The 18,407-nt window shown below is 72.4% G+C and carries 16 protein-coding genes; 11 read left to right on the forward strand and 5 right to left on the reverse strand.

What is annotated here, in order from left to right; all coding sequences use genetic code 11:
• Positions 1-81 precede the first annotated feature (81 nt).
• On the forward strand, positions 82-759 hold the full coding sequence (locus tag ACWGLC_RS07165) for a sigma-70 family RNA polymerase sigma factor (RefSeq protein WP_230930268.1): 678 nt from the start codon (positions 82-84) through the stop codon (positions 757-759).
• On the forward strand, positions 759-1,085 hold the full coding sequence (gene rsrA / locus ACWGLC_RS07170) for a mycothiol system anti-sigma-R factor (protein WP_452099239.1): 327 nt from the start codon (positions 759-761) through the stop codon (positions 1,083-1,085). The genes ACWGLC_RS07165 and rsrA overlap by 1 nt, the downstream gene beginning before the upstream one ends.
• Before the next feature lie 74 nt (positions 1,086-1,159).
• Here the strand turns inward: rsrA and ACWGLC_RS07175 are convergent, their stop codons facing one another.
• Positions 1,160-1,234 (reverse strand): 50S ribosomal protein bL37, encoded by a 75-nt coding sequence (locus tag ACWGLC_RS07175; RefSeq protein WP_370452405.1) that lies wholly within the window; start codon positions 1,232-1,234, stop codon positions 1,160-1,162.
• 107 nt (positions 1,235-1,341) lie between these two features.
• Between ACWGLC_RS07175 and ACWGLC_RS07180 the strand changes: the two genes are divergently transcribed.
• On the forward strand, positions 1,342-1,557 hold the full coding sequence (locus ACWGLC_RS07180) for a biotin/lipoyl-binding carrier protein (protein ID WP_230930270.1): 216 nt from the start codon (positions 1,342-1,344) through the stop codon (positions 1,555-1,557).
• Between the two features lie 124 nt (positions 1,558-1,681).
• On the opposite strand, the gene ACWGLC_RS07185 is transcribed toward ACWGLC_RS07180, so the two are convergent.
• Complete coding sequence (locus ACWGLC_RS07185; RefSeq protein WP_452099240.1) at positions 1,682-1,930, reverse strand: WhiB family transcriptional regulator; 249 nt, start codon at positions 1,928-1,930, stop codon at positions 1,682-1,684.
• A gap of 390 nt (positions 1,931-2,320) precedes the next feature.
• Between ACWGLC_RS07185 and ACWGLC_RS07190 the strand changes: the two genes are divergently transcribed.
• Complete coding sequence (locus ACWGLC_RS07190) at positions 2,321-2,782, forward strand: hypothetical protein (protein WP_452099241.1); 462 nt, start codon at positions 2,321-2,323, stop codon at positions 2,780-2,782.
• Positions 2,783-2,805: 23 nt separating this feature from the next.
• Here the strand turns inward: ACWGLC_RS07190 and ACWGLC_RS07195 are convergent, their stop codons facing one another.
• Together ACWGLC_RS07195 and ACWGLC_RS07200 are read right to left on the reverse strand one after the other, a co-directional pair.
• Positions 2,806-4,056, reverse strand: a complete 1,251-nt coding sequence (locus ACWGLC_RS07195; protein WP_452099242.1) for an Rv3212 family protein — start codon at positions 4,054-4,056, stop codon at positions 2,806-2,808.
• Positions 4,057-4,208: 152 nt separating this feature from the next.
• Positions 4,209-5,795: a DEAD/DEAH box helicase gene (locus tag ACWGLC_RS07200; protein ID WP_452099243.1), complete on the reverse strand. Its 1,587-nt coding sequence runs from the start codon at positions 5,793-5,795 to the stop codon at positions 4,209-4,211.
• A gap of 287 nt (positions 5,796-6,082) precedes the next feature.
• On the opposite strand from ACWGLC_RS07200, the gene ACWGLC_RS07205 reads away from it, so the two are divergent.
• Positions 6,083-6,310, forward strand: a complete 228-nt coding sequence (locus ACWGLC_RS07205; RefSeq protein WP_230930274.1) for a DUF3107 domain-containing protein — start codon at positions 6,083-6,085, stop codon at positions 6,308-6,310.
• A gap of 62 nt (positions 6,311-6,372) precedes the next feature.
• Here the strand turns inward: ACWGLC_RS07205 and ACWGLC_RS07210 are convergent, their stop codons facing one another.
• Positions 6,373-7,026, reverse strand: coding sequence for a TetR/AcrR family transcriptional regulator (locus ACWGLC_RS07210; protein WP_344996432.1), 654 nt, complete (start codon positions 7,024-7,026; stop codon positions 6,373-6,375).
• A 149-nt stretch (positions 7,027-7,175) separates the two neighbouring features.
• On the opposite strand from ACWGLC_RS07210, the gene ACWGLC_RS07215 reads away from it, so the two are divergent.
• From ACWGLC_RS07215 to ACWGLC_RS07240, 6 genes are all read left to right on the forward strand, one after another.
• The gene (locus ACWGLC_RS07215; protein ID WP_452099244.1) at positions 7,176-8,195 is read left to right on the forward strand and encodes a DUF3152 domain-containing protein; all 1,020 of its coding nucleotides are present in this window, start codon (positions 7,176-7,178) and stop codon (positions 8,193-8,195) included.
• 51 nt (positions 8,196-8,246) lie between these two features.
• Positions 8,247-9,482, forward strand: a complete 1,236-nt coding sequence (locus ACWGLC_RS07220) for a ThiF family adenylyltransferase (RefSeq protein ID WP_452099245.1) — start codon at positions 8,247-8,249, stop codon at positions 9,480-9,482.
• Positions 9,483-9,508: 26 nt separating this feature from the next.
• The gene (locus ACWGLC_RS07225; protein WP_452099246.1) at positions 9,509-10,396 is read left to right on the forward strand and encodes a TIGR02569 family protein; all 888 of its coding nucleotides are present in this window, start codon (positions 9,509-9,511) and stop codon (positions 10,394-10,396) included.
• Positions 10,396-11,625 carry an MFS transporter gene (locus tag ACWGLC_RS07230; protein WP_452099247.1) on the forward strand — a complete coding sequence of 410 codons (1,230 nt, stop codon included), beginning with the start codon at positions 10,396-10,398 and terminating at the stop codon, positions 11,623-11,625. Before ACWGLC_RS07225 ends, ACWGLC_RS07230 begins: the two co-directional genes overlap by 1 nt.
• 100 nt (positions 11,626-11,725) lie before the next feature.
• Complete coding sequence (locus ACWGLC_RS07235) at positions 11,726-15,043, forward strand: PD-(D/E)XK nuclease family protein (RefSeq protein ID WP_452099248.1); 3,318 nt, start codon at positions 11,726-11,728, stop codon at positions 15,041-15,043.
• The gene (locus ACWGLC_RS07240) at positions 15,040-18,375 is read left to right on the forward strand and encodes a UvrD-helicase domain-containing protein (protein WP_452099249.1); all 3,336 of its coding nucleotides are present in this window, start codon (positions 15,040-15,042) and stop codon (positions 18,373-18,375) included. Before ACWGLC_RS07235 ends, ACWGLC_RS07240 begins: the two co-directional genes overlap by 4 nt.
• Positions 18,376-18,407: the final 32 nt, after the last annotated feature.

An 18,407-nucleotide genomic window follows, 5' to 3' on the forward strand; every position in this document is an offset into this window, starting at 1 on the left:
TGCGGAATACCGGGTGGCGGGGTGGCGTTGATCTAGATCGAGAGCCCGGGGGTGGCACCCGGGATCGGGAAGGAGGGTGCGATGCGGACCGCGGTCCTCGACGCCCCCGGCGTGCGACTAGACTCCGGGAGACCAACAGGTGAGGAGTTCCGGTTGCCGACCGAGTTGCAGCCCGACGAGGCAGACCAGCGTGCGGAGCAGTTCGAGGAGTTGGCGATGCCGCTGCTCGATCAGCTCTACGGTGCTGCGCTGCGGATGACCCGGAACCCGGCGGATGCCGAGGACCTGGTGCAGGAGGCCTACGCGAAGGCCTTCGCAGGATTCCACTCGTTCAAGCAGGGGACGAACTTCCGCGCGTGGATGCACCGCATCCTCACCAACGCGTACATCAACCATTACCGCAAGCGGCAGCGTCAGCCGGCGCAGTACCCGACGGACGAGATCACGGACTGGCAGCTGGCGGCGGCGGCCGAGCACACCTCGACGGGCCTGCGGTCCGCTGAGGTCGAAGCGATGGAGTTGCTGCCGGATGACGAGATCCGGGCGGCGCTGGCCGAGTTGCCGGAGGAATTCCGGATGGCGGTGTACTACGCCGACGTCATGGATCTGCCCTACAAGGAGATCGCCGAGATCATGGACACCCCGCTGGGGACCGTGATGTCGCGCCTGCACCGCGGCCGAAAGCAGCTCCGCGAGCTGCTGCGCGACGTCGCGGCCGACCGTGGTTACGGACGCGATCGCCAGGAGGGGGAGAACTGATGAAGGAACACGATCCCCGCCTCGACGAGATCGACTGCGGAGCGGCCCTGCGGGACCTGTCCCTCCTGGTGGACCTGGAGTGCGACGACGCCTGCAGGTCCCGCCTGGAACACCACCTGGCCGGCTGCCCCGACTGCCGCGAGAAGTTCCTCTCCGAGCGCAGGCTCAAGGCCAAGCTGTCCCGGTCGTGCTGTGAGAAGGCACCCAACGGTCTGCGCGAGCGACTGATGGTGGAGATCCGCCGGACGACCGTCACCACGACCGACGCGGACGGAACGACAGTGGTCCACCGTCGCACCACGGTGGAGCGCCGGGACCTTCGCTGACAGCGGCTCGAGGAATGCCATGAGGGGCGGGCACCGATCAGGTGCCCGCCCCTCATGCGGTCAGTAGTCCGAACTCAGCTGTTGGGACGCTTGCCGTGGTTGGCGTTCTTCTTGCGGCGATCCCGCCTCTTGCGGCCACGCTTGCTCATGGTCAGCTCCTTTCGTTCTGTGCGTCCAAGTCTCCCACGTCCGGGCCCGTGTGGTTGCATTGGAGTTGTCCGGGGGCCGTCGTGGAAGAAGCAGAGGAAGCAATCTTATGGCTGAACAGGTCCGTGCCGAGATGGTCGCAGGCGTCATGGAGGTCGTCGCGGCCGTCGGTGCCGAGGTGTCCGAAGGCGACACGATCGTCCTTCTCGAGTCGATGAAGATGGAGATCCCCGTGCTGTGTGAGACCTCCGGCACCGTGACCGAGGTGGCCGTGGCCCCGGGTGATGTCATCCAGGCCGGCGACCTCATCGCCGTGATCGACTGACCCGGTCGGTGGTCTGCCGCCGGGCCGCGTGCGCGTGTCAGCGGGCCCGGTGACCGGAGACGACTGAAGGCCGGTTCCCCTTCCCGGAGGAGGAGAACCGGCCTTCTGTGGTTGTGTCTGTGGATCAGACGGTGGTGCGGGTGCGGGCGCGGCGACGCTTGAGCGCGCGACGCTCGTCCTCGCTCATGCCACCCCAGACGCCGGCGTCCTGGCCGGACTCGAGGGCCCAGGCGAGGCACTCCGCGGTCACGGGGCAGCGGTTGCAGACGATCTTCGCCTCGGCGATCTGGGCGAGGGCGGGACCGGAATTGCCGACGGGGAAGAACAGCTCGGGATCCTCGTCGCGGCAGATGGCCTTATGGCGCCAATCCATGGGGAACTCCTTGTTGTGTGAGACCGTGGTCGGATGCGCCGGGCAGCACGAAACCACCGTCGTCGCCGCGCAGACCGGTACGATCTACGGATAGACGAGCGTGATGTCGACACCCGGCGGGGTGGTGGGGATGTACCCGCTCCGCGGGCTCACTCCGTTTCGGAGAGGCTCCCGGTTAAGGCAAGGCAAACACGGTGTGTCTGCGCTGTTACGAATGATCGTCCCACGATTTGCAGACAAGTCAACCCTCTTCGGCAGCGATGTGGTAAAGGTCACGCGGTTTGTCAAATCGCTCAGAAAGCGCACCACAGAGCACGTAATCGGTGTTACGGATCGCACTCCACCCGGCCGATACGACCTCCCCGAACCGCGGCGGCTTAGTCTTGGGTGGTGAACACCAGGCGACCTGATAACCGCGGCCAACCGGCCGATCCGCGAACCGCGATCCCGACCCCGGTCCGACTCGCCGGCTGGATCTCGTCGGCCCAGGGGCTCATCGGGCTGGTGACGGCGCTCGCGTTGATCGTGCGTGCGATCGGCGGCCACCGCGAGGAGACCGTGGTGATCAGTGGCTACGCGACCGCCGGGTGGTTCGTGATCCTCGGGGGCGGTCTCATGGCCGCCGGGATCGGCCTCCTGACAGGTCGTCGCTGGGGCCGCGGCCTGGTGCTGATCGCCGAGCTGCTGATCCTGGTCGCGGTGGGGTCGAGCGTCTTCGGAGCCACCGGGTCGGCGATCTTCGGCGAGGTGGGACTCGTCCTGTATGCCGGTGCCATCGTCCTGGCGGTGTCGTGTGCGGTCGCGCTGGCGTCCTTGCTGCGGCGCGAGGCCGTCGAGTGGTACGCGGCCTGATCCCGGAGCCGTGTGGGCAGCCCTCAGGCGTGCATCTTGTAGGCGTGGATCTCGCCCGAGCGGCGCTCGTAGAGGATGTCGCCGATCTGTGACAGGCCGGTGATGTCGGCCTCGTCGTCGTCGTCGTTTTGGAGGGCCGCGCCGGCCCCGTGGTCATCACCACCGTCGTCACCGCCGTCGTCGGCGGGCGAGGGGTCCAGCCGCCGGATGTCCACCCCGGAGCCGTGGTCGACGGTCATGAACCCGCCCGCCCGCGGGACCAACACCCAGTCGCGAGCGGTGCGATCCCCGGGGTCCGGCGACCACCCGCCCGTCAGACCGGGCCCCGTGGTCTCGAGCGCCGTCCACACGTACGCGCCGGTGTCGAGGTCGAAGGCGTGCGTGGCGGCGCCGTCGAACCACCGGAGCTGCTTGTCGTCGCCCGCCAGCGCGGACGGGGAGGGCAGACGCCGCGGCTCGCCGGGGAGGGCCAACACGGGGGAGTAGTCCGTCGGTGAGGTGAACCATTCGACCGCCCAGTCGTCGCCGCGGCGTGTCAGCCCCAGCGCACCGTCGTCGGTCGTGCCGAGCACCCACAGCTCGTCCGCCCCGGTCACATCGGAGGCGATGTCCTCCGGCTTCCGGTTGTCCTCCGGCACTGTCTTGGACAGCGTCAGGCGCGCCGAATCGTCATCGGGGCAGCGCTCCGCCACGACGAAGCGTTGGTCGGTGAGGGCGGCCGAGCCGAGAGTGCATCCGCTACGGGGCTGCATGCCCGCCTCCTGCGGCGCGTCCACGGCCCCGTACTCGATCGTGCGGACCAGGTCGTCACGCCAGATCTCCAGGCGTTCGGGGCTCATCGCGAGCGCGTGTCGCCAGGTGCTGGTCAGCTCCATGGTATCCGGGAAGGCGCTCTGGCGGGTGCCGGCGTAGTGTTGGGTTGTCGGGTCCAGTGAGGTGACGTCGCTGCAGCCGGCCGCCCCGTCGAAGGCCGCGACGAGCACGTCAGAGTAGAAGGTGGCCGCGCAGAAATGGCCGACGTGTGAGTAGGACCAGCGCTGCTCGCCCGAGCCGGCGTCGCGGCCCACGAGGGTGCCGTCGGGGCTGACGGTGACGAGGTTGCCCTTGGTGGTGAGCGGGGCGCCCGTGCCCGCGGAGCCGTGGGACCAGAGCGGCTCGAGGGTGGACGGGATCGCGGTGGCCGGACCGTAAACGGGTTGCTCGGTGTCGGCGGGGGCGAATTCGGACCGGGCCGCCGAGCCGTTGACCAGGATGAGGCCGGCGGTCACCGCCATGACGAGCGCGATGGTCCCCGCGGTGACGAGGTCACGCCGAGTCCGCCTCTCGGAGGGGACGCGGCGTCGCGCCGCGGGGGTGGGATCGTCCGGGGCGTCGGGGCCGTCCGCGTCAGCGCGGTCCGATCCCGACCCCGGGGGTGGTGCGGAGCTCAGCCCTGGCTCGCCTGGTCGCCGGCGCCACCCTGACCGCCGGAGGAGGGACGACGACGCCGCCGACGCCGCCGCGGGGAGCTTACCTCACCGGACGAGGCGGCGGGGTCCGATGAGTCGGGCCCCGCCCCCGAGTCGCCGGCGGGGGCGGAGTCGTGGTCCCGGGTCCGGCCCTGGGTGCCGTTCTCGCCGGAGGGCCCTCCCCGGGTACGCCGGCGGCGCGGCCGCGACCCGGAGTCGCCGCCCGCGTCGCCACCGGCGGTGCCACGCTGGTTCTGGTCGTCGCGGCGACGGCCGGAGCCGGTGCCCGTCGGCGCGCCGATGCGGCCACCCGCGCTCTCCGGGATGCCGAGGTCGGCGCGCAGGTGCGCCGAGGTGGAGTAGGTCTCGGCGGGCTCGCCGAAGTCCAGCCCGAGCGCCTTGTCGATCAGGCCCCAGCGGGGCAGGTCGTCCCAGTCGACGAGGGTGATCGCGACGCCCTTGCGGCCGGCGCGACCGGTCCGGCCGATCCGGTGGACGTAGGTCTTCTCGTCCTCCGGGCACTGGTAGTTGATGACGTGCGTGACGTCGTCCACGTCAATGCCGCGGGCCGCGACGTCGGTGGCCACGAGCACGTCCACGTCACCCGAGCGGAACGCCTTGAGCGACTTCTCGCGGGCGCCCTGGCCGAGATCGCCGTGGATGGCGCCGACCTTGAAACCGCGCTCCGCCAGATCGTCGGCGAGCTTCTGGGCGGTGCGCTTGGTGCGGCAGAAGATCATGGTGGCGCCGCGGCCGTCGGCCTGCAGGATGCGGGCAACCACCTCGGGCTTGTCCATCGAGTGGGCGCGGTACACGTGCTGCGTGGTGTTCTCGTGCGTGGCGCCCGAGTCCGCCGCCTCGGCCCGGATGTGCGTGGGCTTGGTGAGGAACGTGCGGGCCAGCGTGATGATCGGCCCCGGCATGGTGGCGGAGAACAGCATGGTCTGACGCTTCTCGGGCACCGAGCGCAGGATCTTCTCGATGTCCGGCAGGAAGCCGAGGTCGAGCATCTCGTCGGCCTCGTCGAGCACCAGGACCTCGACCTTGCCCAGGACGAGCTTGGACTGGTTGGCCAGGTCGAGCAGGCGGCCGGGGGTTCCCACCACCACGTCGACGCCCTTGTCCAGGGCCTCGATCTGCTGCTCGTACGGGGTGCCGCCGTAGATCGAGAGCACCTTGAGCGGGCGGGTGCCCGAGTCGGTGGGGGCGGTCAGGCCGGTGGCGGCGATCTTGAGGTCCTGCGTGACCTGGATGCACAGCTCGCGGGTGGGGACGATCACCAGCGCGCGGGGCGTCCCGTCGAGTGGGCGGGTGACCTCACCGGTGGAGATGCGGTGCAGGAGCGGGACGCCGAAGCCGTAGGTCTTGCCCATGCCGGTGCGGGCCTGACCGATGAGATCGGAGCCCCCGAGCGCCAGCGGGAGGGTGAGTTCCTGGATGGCGAAGGTGTGTGTGATCCCGCGCTCGCCGAGCGCGGTGACGATTTCCTCCCGGACGCCGAGCTCGGCGAAGCTGGGGGAGGAGTCGGTGGACGGGGCGTCGACGACGGCGGTCGTCGTGGCCATGCCGTCGACCTCGGTGGTGGTGACATCTGTGGTGGACAGGGCGGTGCCTTTCTCGTCTCGCGCGCTTGGAGTGAGTCGGGCCGAACAGGTCGGCCTCGCGAGCGGGGCGCGCACATTTCCACGGGGATCAGACGGTCGCGGGCGCCTGTACGGCCCGGACCCGGGTGTGATCCACGTCCATACATCCTATCCCGTCCCGCCGCCGAACCCCGGGATCGGGCTAGCCTTGACCGCGAGTATCACCGAGGACGGCGTGGCATGCGCCGACGATGAGAAGGGCAGGCACCGTGGAGGTCAAGATCGGCATCGCCGACAGCAATCGTGAGCTCGTGTTCAAGACCGGGATGACGCCCGAGGACGTGCATAGCCGCGTCGAGGCCGCCCTCACCGCCGAGGCCAAGGCCGTCCTCGAGCTCGAGGACGAGAAGGGTCGCCGCTACCTGGTGTCCACCGATCGCGTGGCGTACGTCGAGATCGGCGAGTCGGCCAGGCGTCCCGTGGGCTTCCTGTCCTGACGGGACGGGGAGCGTCGGCGTGAGCGACGCCGGTACCTCCGGTGTGCGGTTCGCCCGGGCCCTCAGGGGCCCGGGCGTTCGCCGTTCTGCCGCGGGATCTTGGACAACCCGCCCCAGCAGAGGGCGACGGTCATGGCCACCGCATCCGCGCGGGGGATGGGCCGCCCGGCGTCCAGCCAGTGCCCTGCGCTGACGCGGCTCGCGCCGACCAGGCCCACTGCCAGCAGCCGCGAGCGGTGCGCGTCGAGACCGGAGTCTCCCCGCACGAGGTCGTGGACGGCGTCGGTGCAGCCCTCGGTGGCCCGGTCCAGTTCCCGGCGCACGGTCTCGTCGCCCGGTTCGGAGGCGAACACGAGCCGGAATCCGCGGGTGTCGGTGTCGGCATAGGCGAAGAACGTGTCGACCGCCGCCTCGACGCGGCGGCGGTTGTCGGAGGTCGAGTCGAGCGCCGCGCGGATCCTGGCGAGCAACTGGTCGACATGATGTCGCAGGACCTCGAGATACAGGTCCCGTTTGGAGTCGAAGTGCTGGTAGAGAACCGGCTTGGAGACCCCGGCCAGGACCGCGATGTCGTCCATCCCGGCGGCGTGGAAACCCTGGTCCACGAACACCACGCCAGCGGTGTCGATGAGCTGGCGTCGGCGGGCGCTGCGGGGGAGCCGGGCCGCCCTGGCGCGCGCCGTTCCCGTGGGAAACGGTCCGTCCGGGCTGGTCATCTGGTGGCTCCTACTCCGCCCGGTCGGAAGTCGACAGGCGTCCGGGCCAGACGGACAATACCCGCACCGGCAGTGTGCCGGATGAGGCGGTCGTCGGGCGTGTGGGATCGTGGAGGCCTTGAATCGAACGGGACGCGAGGGGTGAACGGATGAGCGACGGGCGTCGCCCGGGTACGGGTGAGGGGATCTCTGATCCCGGGGCGCGCGGAACCGACCGTGCGCCGTACTACCCGCCGCACGGGGAGCCGCTGCGTGCGCCCTGGGATCCGGAGGAGTCCACCCCGGGTCGCCGTCGTTCCGTTCCGGGCTCCCGGGACCACCTGCGCCGCCAGTCCGCGCTGGGGCGGTTCCTGTCCACCTGGGGCTGGCGCGCCTACGCCATCCCGGTCCTGGTGGTGCTCACCGCGCTCGTGATCGCCGACGCCGTGGTGTCCTCGCGCCCGTCGGACGACGGGACCCCGGCCGCGACCGAGGAGAGCACCGAGATCATCGGCGTGCCCCTGCCCGGCGAGATCCCGCCGAGCGGCGACCTTCCCGAGGGGGGCCCGTTCGTCGACGCCGGCACCGGCGAGTTCCGGATCATGCCGGGCGGAACCGACGTGGTGGGGCGCCCCACCGCGGAGCTGTTCTCCTACACGGTCGAGGTCGAGAACGGCATCGACACCGTGGAGTTCGGCGGCGACGACTCGGTGGCGCGGATGGTCGACGCCACCCTGGCCAACCCCAAGAGCTGGACGGCGGACGGGGCGGTGGCGTTCCAGCGGGTCTCGGACGCCGAGCCGTCGTTCCGGGTCACACTCGCCAGCCCCATGACGGTCCGCGAGAGCTGCGGGTACGACATCGAGCTCGAGTCCAGCTGCTACAACTCGACCACCGGTCGCGTGTACCTCAACCTCGCCCGCTGGGTGCGGGGCGCACGTTCCTTCCAGGGCGACATCGGTTCGTATCGGCAGTACCTGGTCAACCACGAGGTCGGGCACGCGATCGGGTTCCCGGCGCACGAGCCGTGCCCGGCGGACGGCGCCCTGGCGCCGGTGATGATGCAGCAGACGTTCGGTGTGAACAACGGCGAGATCCACCGTCTGGATCCGGAGGGCGTGGTGCCGGACAACGACGACACCTGCCGCTACAACGCCTGGCCCTTCCCGGACGGTGCCCCGGCCGCGTGATGTCGATCGTGGCAGGCTTCAGTACCGGACCGGACGAGCAGAGGTGGAGCGATGAATGCCGCAAGTGGGATCACGGGCGAAGCCGCTGAGCAGGGGCTGCCGCCGTTGGTGGAGCCGGTCGCCGAGCTCAGCGCGGACGAGCGGGCGCTGTACTCGCGCCACCTGCTGTTGGGCGCGATCGGTGATGAGGGGCAGCGCCGCCTGCGCGGCGCCTCGGTGTTCGTGGTCGGTGCGGGAGGCCTGGGCGCTCCGGTGCTGTTGTACCTCGCCGCCGCGGGCGTCGGGAGGATCACGGTGGTCGACGACGACGAGGTCGATCTCGGCAACCTCCACCGGCAGGTGATCCACTCCGTGGCGGCCGTGGGGCAGCCCAAGGTCGAGTCGGCCCGGGAGCGGCTGGCCGGGCTGGCGCCCGGGGTCCGCGTCGATGCCCTGCACACCCGTCTCGACGCGTTGAACATCATGGCGCTGCTGGAGGGCCACCACCTGGTCGTGGACGGCAGCGACAACTTCGCGACCCGGTACCTCGTCTCGGATGCCTGCGAGATCGCGGGGATCCCGTTGATCTGGGGGACCATCGATCGCTTCCGCGCGCAGCTGGCGGTGTTCTGGTCGCGTCCGCCGGCGCCCGCCGCACCGGTGTCGCTGCGTGATCTCTACCCCTCGCCGCCGCCGCCCGGCTCGGTACCCAGTTGTGCGGAGGCCGGGGTCATCGGTGCGCTGCCCGGGACGGTGGGTTCGATGATGGCGATGGAGGCCGTCAAACTCATCACCGGCGCCGGTCGCCCGCTGCTGGGCCGCCTGGTGCTGCTGGACCTGCTCGAGGCCACCAACCGCACGGTGACGATCCGGCCGGATCCCTCGCGGGAGCCGGTGACCGAGCTGCCCGACGGCTCCGCTGACGCCTCGTGTGAGGTGCGGTCGTCGGAGCTCGCCGAGGTCCCGACCGTGACGGCCGTCGACCTCGGGTCCGAGCTGGGCGGCCGACCCGGAGCGGTGGCCCCGGTCCTGGTCGACGTGCGGGGGGCCGGCGAACGCTCGATCGCGCGGATCGACCCCTCGGTGTGGGTGCCGCTCGACACGGTGGCCGAGGACGCGGCCGACCCGACCGGGGTGCTCGGCCGGGCCGCCGCGCAGGGACCGCTGGTCATCTACTGCAAGTCGGGGATGCGGTCCGCGCGCGCCGCGGCCACGCTGGCGGCCGCGGGGTTCGCGGGGGTCCGGTCCCTCGAGGGCGGTATCGACGCGTGGACGCGCGACGTCGACCCGTCCCTGCCCGGGTATTGACGGAGGAGGTGGGTACCGTGGTCGACGTGAACGACGAGAGCCTGCCCGCGCACGTACGGGGCGCATTCGGTGCGACGGACGGCAGCGCCGTCCCCGTCGTGGCCGGATCGGGGACCGGCTGGCTCGTCTCGGCGCCGGGCGGACCGGTGGTGTTGCGTCCGGTCGCGGACACCGCGCTGGCCAACTGGGCGGCCCGTGTTCGCGAGAACCTCGAGGTGACCGGCCTGCGCGTGGCGCTGCCGGTGCGCTCGACCGACGGGCGGCACGTCGTCAGCGGGTGGCGCGCGGACCGGGCGGTCTCCGGTCGTCCGGAGGCCCGGGCCGATGAGACCATCGCGTGGTCGGTCCGCATCAACGCCGCGCTGAGCGAGGTCGAACGCCCCCGGATGGTGCGTCGTCCGTCGACCAGGCCGTGGGTCGAGACCGACTTGTTCGGTTTCGCCGAGGCCGCGGCGTGGGACGGCGACCCGGAGCGGGATCTCGCCCCCGGCATGGAGGACCGCGGCACACCGTTCGCCACTCATCGTGCGGCCGCCCTGCTCGGGGCCAAGGGGCTCATCCGGCACCGCCGACCCGTCGAGGTGGCCACCCCCGGGCTGGTGCACGGGGACCTCGCCCGCGGGCTGCTGTTCGACGCCTCCGCGGAGCCCGCACTGACCGACGTCGTGCCGTACGCCCGGCCCGCCTCGTGGTCCGCCGCGCTCGTCGCGGTGGACCACCTGTCATGGGGGACCGTCGACTCCGGCGTGCTCCTGCGGTGGGGTCACCTCGAGGAGTGGCCGCAGATGGTGCTGCGGGCGGCGGTGTTCCGGCTGGCGGTGCACGCGCTGCACCCGGGCTCGCGACCGGCGGCCATGGACGGCCTGCAGGCGATGGCCCGTCAGGTCGGCGAGTTCGTCGGTGACGCCGCCTGATGCCCACTGATCCGCGTCGAGCGAACAGTCGGTCCCGCGCGGTGGCCGTCCCGGTCGTGGCCCTGGTCGGGGTCGTCCTCGTCTCACTCAACCTCCGCACCGCCGTCACCTCCCTGAGCCCGCTTCTCGGGGTGATCGACGCCGAGATCGGTCTCGGCGCCGCCGGCATGGGCCTGCTCGGGATGATCCCCACCGCGATGTTCGCGGTCTGGGGTGTGCTCACCCCGGTGGCCCTCCGTCGCATGGGCCTCGAGGCCATGACCGTTCTCGCCATGGCCGCGGCCGCCATCGGTCAGCTGGTGCGTGCGGTCGCCCACGATCCCTGGGTGATGGGCGCCGGGTCGATCATCGCCCTGGCCGGCATGGGGATCGGCAACGTGGTGGCCCCGCCCCTGGTCAAGAAGTACTTCCCGCGGCACGTGGCCGCCGTGAGCATGGCCTACATCACCGGCCTGCAGCTCGGGACCGTCGTGCCCGCACTCGTGGCGGTGCCGGTGGAGGAGGCCGCCGGTTGGCGGGTCTCGATCGGGTGGTGGGCGGTCCTCGCCGTCGTCGCCGCGATCCCCTGGATGATCGAGATCCTGCGGCCCGGAACGCCCACCGGCGGTCCTACGGCGTCCGCCGCCGGCTCCACCGGGCAGCCGCAGCGGATCCGTCCGTGGCGCTCGCCGGTCGGCGTGGCCCTGGCTCTGTTCTTCGGCACCAACTCGTTGAGCACGTACGCGTTCTTCACCTGGCTTCCCGCGGTGGCCGAATCCATCGGGATGTCGCGTGCCGAGGGGGGTCTCGCGCTGGCCGTGTACTCGGCCATCGGCCTCGTAGCCGCGTTGGTCGTGCCCTGGGTGGCGGGTCGCTTCGAGGATCCGTACGCCGTCGTCGTCGTCTCCGTCGTGGCCTACCTGGCCGGCTTCGCCGGCCTGCTCTGGGCGCCCGGCGTCGCGCCGTGGCTGTGGATCTGCCTGCTCGGCGTGGGCCCCAGCACCTTCCCGCTGTGCCTGACGCTCATCAACCTGCGCACCCGTACCCAGGCCGGCTCGGCGGCGCTGTCCGGCTTCTCCCAGGGCGTCGGCTACACCGCCGCGTGCCTGGGCCCGATCGTGTTCGGGATGTTGCTCGACGGCCCCGGCCTCGCCGCGGGACTCGGATTCCTCACGGCCGTGCTGGCCGTCATGACCGTGGTCGCGCGCACCGCCTGCCGCCCGGTCATGCTCGAGGACACGCTGCGCTGACCCGCCGTCGTGCGCGGCGGGGCCGGGACCGCGGGGCAGGGGTCGGGGGTCACGGACGTGGGGCGAGGGGGATGTCGTAGGCGTGTGGTCTCATCGAGCCGTGACAGAGACCGCCTCCACCGCCCCTGACGCGCCCACTGCTTCTGACGCGCCCGGCGCCCCCGACCGGTCGAGTCCTGCCGTGGGCGGAGAGCGCTCGTGGCCAGCGGAGGTGGCGGAGCTCGTCGGCCGCGACTGGTCGGTTCCGAGGGGGCGGCAGGAGCGTTGGGTCGTGCGCGGCGGGCCGGGGAGCGGCAAGACCTCGCTGATCGTCGACATGCTGCGTGAGGCGGTCCTCGCAGGCGTGGGGTTGGACGGCGTGCTCGTCCTCGCCGGTTCCGCGCGTGCGGCGTCCGACCTGCTCGACGAGACCACCCGCGGGCTGCCGCCGGGGCTCGTCGTGGGAACGGACACCCCGGTTCGCACGGTGCACTCGCTCGCCCACGCGGTCGTGCGCCTGGCCGCGGCGCGGGTGGACGCCCCGCCGCCGCGGCTGCGCACGGGCGCGGAGCACGACGCGGTGATCCGCGAGACCCTGCTCGGGGAGCTGGCGGACGGTGCGCCGCACTGGCCCGAACAGATCCGCCCGGCGCTGTCCACGGTCGGGTTCGCGCGCGAGCTCCGCGACCTGCTGCTGCGATCGCTGGAGCGCGGGATCGGGCCACGTGAACTGGCCCGGCTGGGCAGAAGTGCGGGCCGGCCCACGTGGGTCGCCGCGGCCGGGTTCTTCCGTCGGCACGAGGAACAGATGGCGCTGCGCTCCGGCGTGCGCGGGGGCGAGTCCGACGTGCCCGAGGCGCTCAACGCCGCCGAACTGGTGGGTGCTGCGCTGGACGCCCTGATCGCGGACCCGGACCTGCGTGATCTGTTCCGTTCCCGCCGCCTCGTGGCGGTCGACGACGCGCACCATCTCGATCCGCTGGCCGCCGAGTTCGTGGCGACCATCGGCGGTGGGGCGGACGTGCTGGTGGTGGCCGAGGACGGGGACCAGTCGGTCTTCCGCTTCCGCGGCGCGGACGGCGGCCTGGCCCGGGCTGTGATCGACCAGGGCGGCCACGCGGTCGATCTCGCCGTGGGGCATCGGATGCAGCCCGAGGTGGCCGCGGTCGCCGCGCGGGTCGCCTCCCGGCTTCCCGGCTCGGCCCGGCACCGGCCGCGGGAGCACGGGGTCGGGCCTGGCAGGGCCGTCGGTTCGTCCGGAGCGCCCGGGCGGGGCGGGGCCGTGCAGGTCGCGGTCGCGGGGTCGGCGGCGGCGGAGGCCGCGCTGGTCGCGGACTTCATGCGCCGTCGGCACGTCCTGGACGGGGTGGACTACTCGGAGATGGCGGTCGTGACCCGCTCCCTGCCGCGGGTCGCCGATGCGCTGCTCGCCGCCCTGGACGCCGCCGGGGTGCCGGTCGTGGACGCGGGGGCCGAGCTCCCGCCCGCGCACGACCCGGTGGTCGCGGCGCTGCTGCTGCTCCTGCGCTCGGTTGCGGAGAGGGACGAGTTCACCGACGAGGACCGGATCCTCACCCTGCTCGCGGGACCGATCGGCCGGGCGGATGCCGTGGCGATGCGGCGCCTGCGGCGCGGGATCCGTCGTTCGGGCATCGGCGGGGCGGAGCCGAGCGCCACGACGCTGCGGCGGCTGGTTCTCGCGGACGGGGACGAGACACCCCCGGGACTGACCGTGGTGGAACTCGCGCCGATCACGCGGATCCGGCACGCGCGCGCCGCGGTGACCGAGCGGCTGCGCGCGGGCGGAAGCGCGGAGGAGGTGCTCTGGGAGGCCTGGTCGTCGGCACGTCTGGAACGCCGCCTCGTCCGCCAGGCGCTCGCCGCCGACGCGTGGTCCCGGTCCGCGGACCGCTCGCTCGACGCGGTCGTGTCGCTGTTCGATCACGCAGCGGACTTCGTCGATCGGGTGCCCGGCGGTTCCGTCCTGCTCTTCTGCGACATCGTCTCGGGCGCCGATCTGCCCGCGCCCCGCCGCGCCGACACCCGGGGCCGGGCCGGTGCGGTCAGCATCCTGTCGGCCCACGCCGCCGTCGGCAGGCAGTGGCGGTCGGTCGCGGTGTGCGGCGTCCAGGACGGGGTGTGGCCCGCCCCCCGCCGTCGCTCCGGCCTGCTCGGGGTCGACGAGTTGGTGGACCTCACCGAGCTCGCGGGCGGCGGGCCCCTGCCCTCGGAGGCCGAGCGTGCGGTGTCCTCCTCGGCCGCGAGGTCGGCCGAGGAACGCCGGTTGTTCTACGTGGCGTGCTCGCGCGCCCGCGACCACCTCCTGGTGACCGCCGTGGAATCTCCGGACGAGGGGGACGTGGCGCCGTCCCGGTTCGTCGACGAGATCGCCGACCTGGCCACCGCGGGGCACCCGTCCGGCCAACTCGGGCCGCTGCCGGGCCCCGCCCGGCACGCACCGACGGTGTTCACCCTCCCGCACCTGGTGGTCGACCTCAGGGCGGCCCTGCTCGACCCGGCCACCGATCCCGCCGACGCCGCGCATGCCGTGGGACTGCTCGCGGGCCTGCGGGATGCGGGGGTGGCCGAGGCCGACCCGGGGGCCTGGTTCGGCGCCGCCGAGCCCTCCACCAACACCCCGGCGTTCCCGGCCGCGGAGGGTGAGTCCCTCGCGGTGCTGTCCCCCTCAGGCTTCGGAACGCTCGAGGAGTGCCCGTTGCGCTGGTTCCTGCAGAAGATCAAGGGCGACTCCACCGACTCGGGCTCCGCGGCGGCGCTCGTGCGCGGCTCCGCCGTCCACGCCCTCACCCAGGCCGTCGAGGGCGGGGTCCCCGAGGACGCCATCCGTGCGGTGGTGCGGCGACGGGCGGAGGCACTCACGCTCGCACGCGGCTGGTTCGCGGAACGCGGAGCCGAGGAGATGGCCCAGATGGCCGAGACGTTCCGCCGCTGGCGTGGCGCCACCCGCGGCGAGTACACGACCGCCGGGGTGGAGGAGCCGTTCCAGTTCGACGTTCCCGGTGACGTCCGGGTCCGTGGACGGATCGACAGACTCGAGGCAACCGAGGCGGGACAGGTCGTCCCGGTCGACATCAAGACCGGCCGAAGCGCTGTCACCAAGGCCGAGGCGGCAGCCCATCCGCAGTTGGCGCTCTACCAACTCGCCGTCGCGCGCGGCGCGGTCGCCTCCGCCGGCGATCGCGAACCGGGCGGGGGGCTCCTGCTGTACCTCGCCGGGCGTGAGGACAAGCTGCCCACCGACCGGGTCCAGGACCCGCTGGGCCCCGAGTCCGCCGCCGCCCTGGACGAGCGGGTCGTCGAAGCCGGACGTTCCACCGTCGGGCCGGAGTACACCGCCCGGGTCGGCTCATGGTGTGACCACTGCGACGTGAAATCGAGCTGCCCCGCGCAACCCCAGGGAGAGCAGGTCACCGGATGAGCGCCCGCATCAGCCCCGCCGCGATCGCCGACGCCCTCGGCATCCACCGGCCGACGCCGGAACAGGCCGAGGTGATCGCCGGCCCCACCGAGCCCACGCTGGTACTCGCGGGAGCCGGAGCCGGCAAGACCGAGACCATGGCCGCCCGGGTGGTGTGGCTCGTGGCCAACGGTTACGCCAGACCCGGGGAGATCCTGGGCCTGACCTTCACCCGCAAGGCGGCGCAACAGTTGTCGAGGCGGATTCGTCGACGCCTCGAGGCGCTCGCGAGGAGCCAGCTGTGCGCGGGGCCCGGAGCGGATCCGGCGATCGCCGAGGCCATTCGTACCGAGGACCCGCAGATCTCGACTTATCACGCCTTCGCCGGGACGCTCCTCGGTTCCTACGGACTGCTGGTGCCGGTCGAGCCGGACTCCCGGCTGCTCACCCCGACGGCCGCGTTCCAGCTGGCCCATGACGTGGTCTCGCGGTGGGAGAGCCCGCTGACCACCGGCTCCGGCTCGGCGAAGATCACCCGTGATGTGCTCGCCCTCGCGGGCCAGCTGTCCGACCACCTGGTGACGACCGACGATCTGCGCGCCCACCCGGACCTGGTCACGACCCTCATCGCCACGCTCCCGCCCGGGCCGCGGCAGAAGGACACCCCGACGGCCTGGCTGAGTGGCTGCGCCGACGTGCAGGGCCACCGCGACGAGCTCGCCGACCTCGTGGATGCCGTCGCGGCGCGCATGCGCTCGGAGTCGGCGCTGGACCACGCCTCACAGATGGCGTTGGCCGCCACCGTCGCGCGGGACCATCCGGAGGTGGGACTCGCCGAGCGGCGGGCGTTCCGGGTCGTGCTGCTGGACGAGTACCAGGACACCGGGCACTCCCAGAGAGTCCTGCTGTCCTCGCTCTTCGGGGAGGGGGCGGATCCGGTGCCGGCGGTGACGGCCGTCGGTGACCCCATGCAGTCCATCTACGGATGGCGGGGCGCGTCGGCCTCCAATCTCGACAGGTTCCGCGAGGATTTCCCCCTGCCCGACGGCAGCGGGTCGCACCTGCGGGAGCTGACCACCTCGTGGCGGAACCCGCCTGAGGTCCTCGAGTTGGCGAACCGGATCACCGAACCGCTACGCGGACGCCCCGGCTCGATCCCCGTGCCGGAGCTCAAAGCCAGGCCGGGCGCCGAGCCGGCCGACCTGCTGGTGGCGGTACACGACACCGTCGACGACGAACGCGCGTGGCTCGCCGACCAGATCGCGGCGCGCTACCGGGCCGCGGTCGACGCCGGGCGGGTGCCCACCGCGGCTGTGCTGGTGCGGCGCAACGGCGACTCGGCCGCGATCGCCGACGCCCTCGAGGACCGCGACATCCCCGCCGAGGTGGTGGGCGTGGGCGGACTGCTCGACATCCCCGAGGTCGCGGATGTGGTGGCACTTCTCACCGTGGTCGCGCGGCCCGGAGCCGGGGCCGCGCTGCTGCGACTGCTTAGCGGATCCAGGTTCGCCCTCGGCGCCACCGACCTCGCGGCCCTCGCGCGCCGCGCCTCGCTTCTGTCCCTGCGCCGTTCCGCGCCTGCGACAGGTGTCGTGACGGACCTGCGCGCGCTCGAGGAGATCCTCGACGACATCGCGCGCGGCGAGGAGATCGACACCGCCGGACTGGCCGATGCCCTGGCAGACCCGGGCCCGGAGAAGGACTACAGCGCTGCGGGCGCCGCCCGCATCGACGACCTCGCCGGGATCGTCTCCGCGCTACGCTCGCGCGCGTCCGCACCACCGGCCCGACTCGCCGCCGCAGCCGAGAAGGCCCTCGGTCTCGACGCCGAGGTGCGGTTGCGTCAGCGGACGGGTGGAGGAGACGCCAGAGAACAGCTCGACCAACTGCAGGAGATCGCGGCCGGATTCCGGCCCGAGAGCGGAACAGGCCTCGACGCGTTCCTCGCGTACCTCGATCTCGCCCGCAGTGTCGACGGAGGGCTCGCTCGCGGCGAGGTGGTGGCGGCTCCCGGACGCGTTCAGATCCTCACCGTCCACTCGGCCAAGGGGCTCGAGTGGGAGATCGTCGGGGTGCCCCACCTGTCCACCGGGATCTTCCCCTCCGGCCAGGCGCCCGAGACGTCGCTCCGGACCGCGACGCAGCTTCCCGAACAGCTTCGCGGGGACAGGGAATCGGAGGAGAACCCGGGCGGGGTCCCGGTGCCACGACTCGACGACGTCACCGACCGCAAGCTCCTGGAGACCGCGCTGGGTGGCCACATCGACCGTGTCAGACGGCGTTCGCTCGATGAGGACCGGCGGCTGTACTACGTGGCGGTCACCCGGGCCGAACAGACGCTCCTGCTGTCCGGGTCGCACTGGGTCGGCGCAGCAGCCGCGCCCCGCGGGCCGTCGGAGTTCCTCGACGAGGCTCTGGAGGCGTGTCGCGGTGACCGGCCGGTGGGTGTGATCGACCACGCCGTCGTCACCCCCAGCCCCACCAACCCCGCCACCTCGCGAAGGATCGAGGCGACCTGGCCCCGCGAGGTGGCTCCGAACCTCCTGGCCACGGCCCGGGCCGTGGACGCCGCGGCACCGGTGGACCCCGAATCACAGGATCCGCCCGACGCCGGGCCGGCGCGGCGCTGGCACCTCGAGGCCGCGCCGCTGTTGGCCGACGCCCGGCGCGCCGCCGAAATGCGCGACCAGGTGATCCTGCCCCGGCGCCTCACCGCGGGGGAGGTCGTCGCCATGGCGGCGAACCCCGAGGCGTTCGCCGACCGCCTGCGCCGACCCGTGCCGTTCCGACCCGACCGCTTCGCACGCCGGGGGACCCGCTTCCACGCCTGGCTCGAGCACCGGTTCGGTGCCACCCATCTGCTCGACATCGACGACCTGCCCGGGGCGGGCGACCAGGGGGCCGACGACGGGCTGTCCGAGGCGGACTTCACCGCACTCCAGGAGGCCTTCGAGAGATCGCGATGGGCCCGGAAGACGCCGCACGCGGTGGAGGTGCCGTTCGAGGTCGGTCTCGGTGAACACCTGCTGCGGGGCCGGATGGACGCGGTGTTCGCCGACGGTGACGGGTGGGTCGTCGTGGACTGGAAGACCGGGCGGGTCCCCGCTGAGGCCGACATGCCCGCCATCGCCCTGCAGTTGGCGGTCTATCGGTTCGCGTGGGCGCAGATCCTCGCCGGGAGGCAGGGGCGTGAGGTGCCTCTGGAGAAAGTGCGCGCCGCGTTCCACTATGTGCGGCCGGGCCGGACCATCGAGCCCGCCGACTTACCGGGCGCCGACGACCTCCTGCGGTTGCTGTCCGACGGGCCGCGCCGCGCGCCGGGGGAGGGGCAACGTCAAGGCGGGGTCGGCTAACTGTGATGTCCAGGGAGGTTGGTCAGTCGGGT

The sequence above is a fragment of the Dietzia sp. NPDC055877 genome (assembly GCF_053615975.1).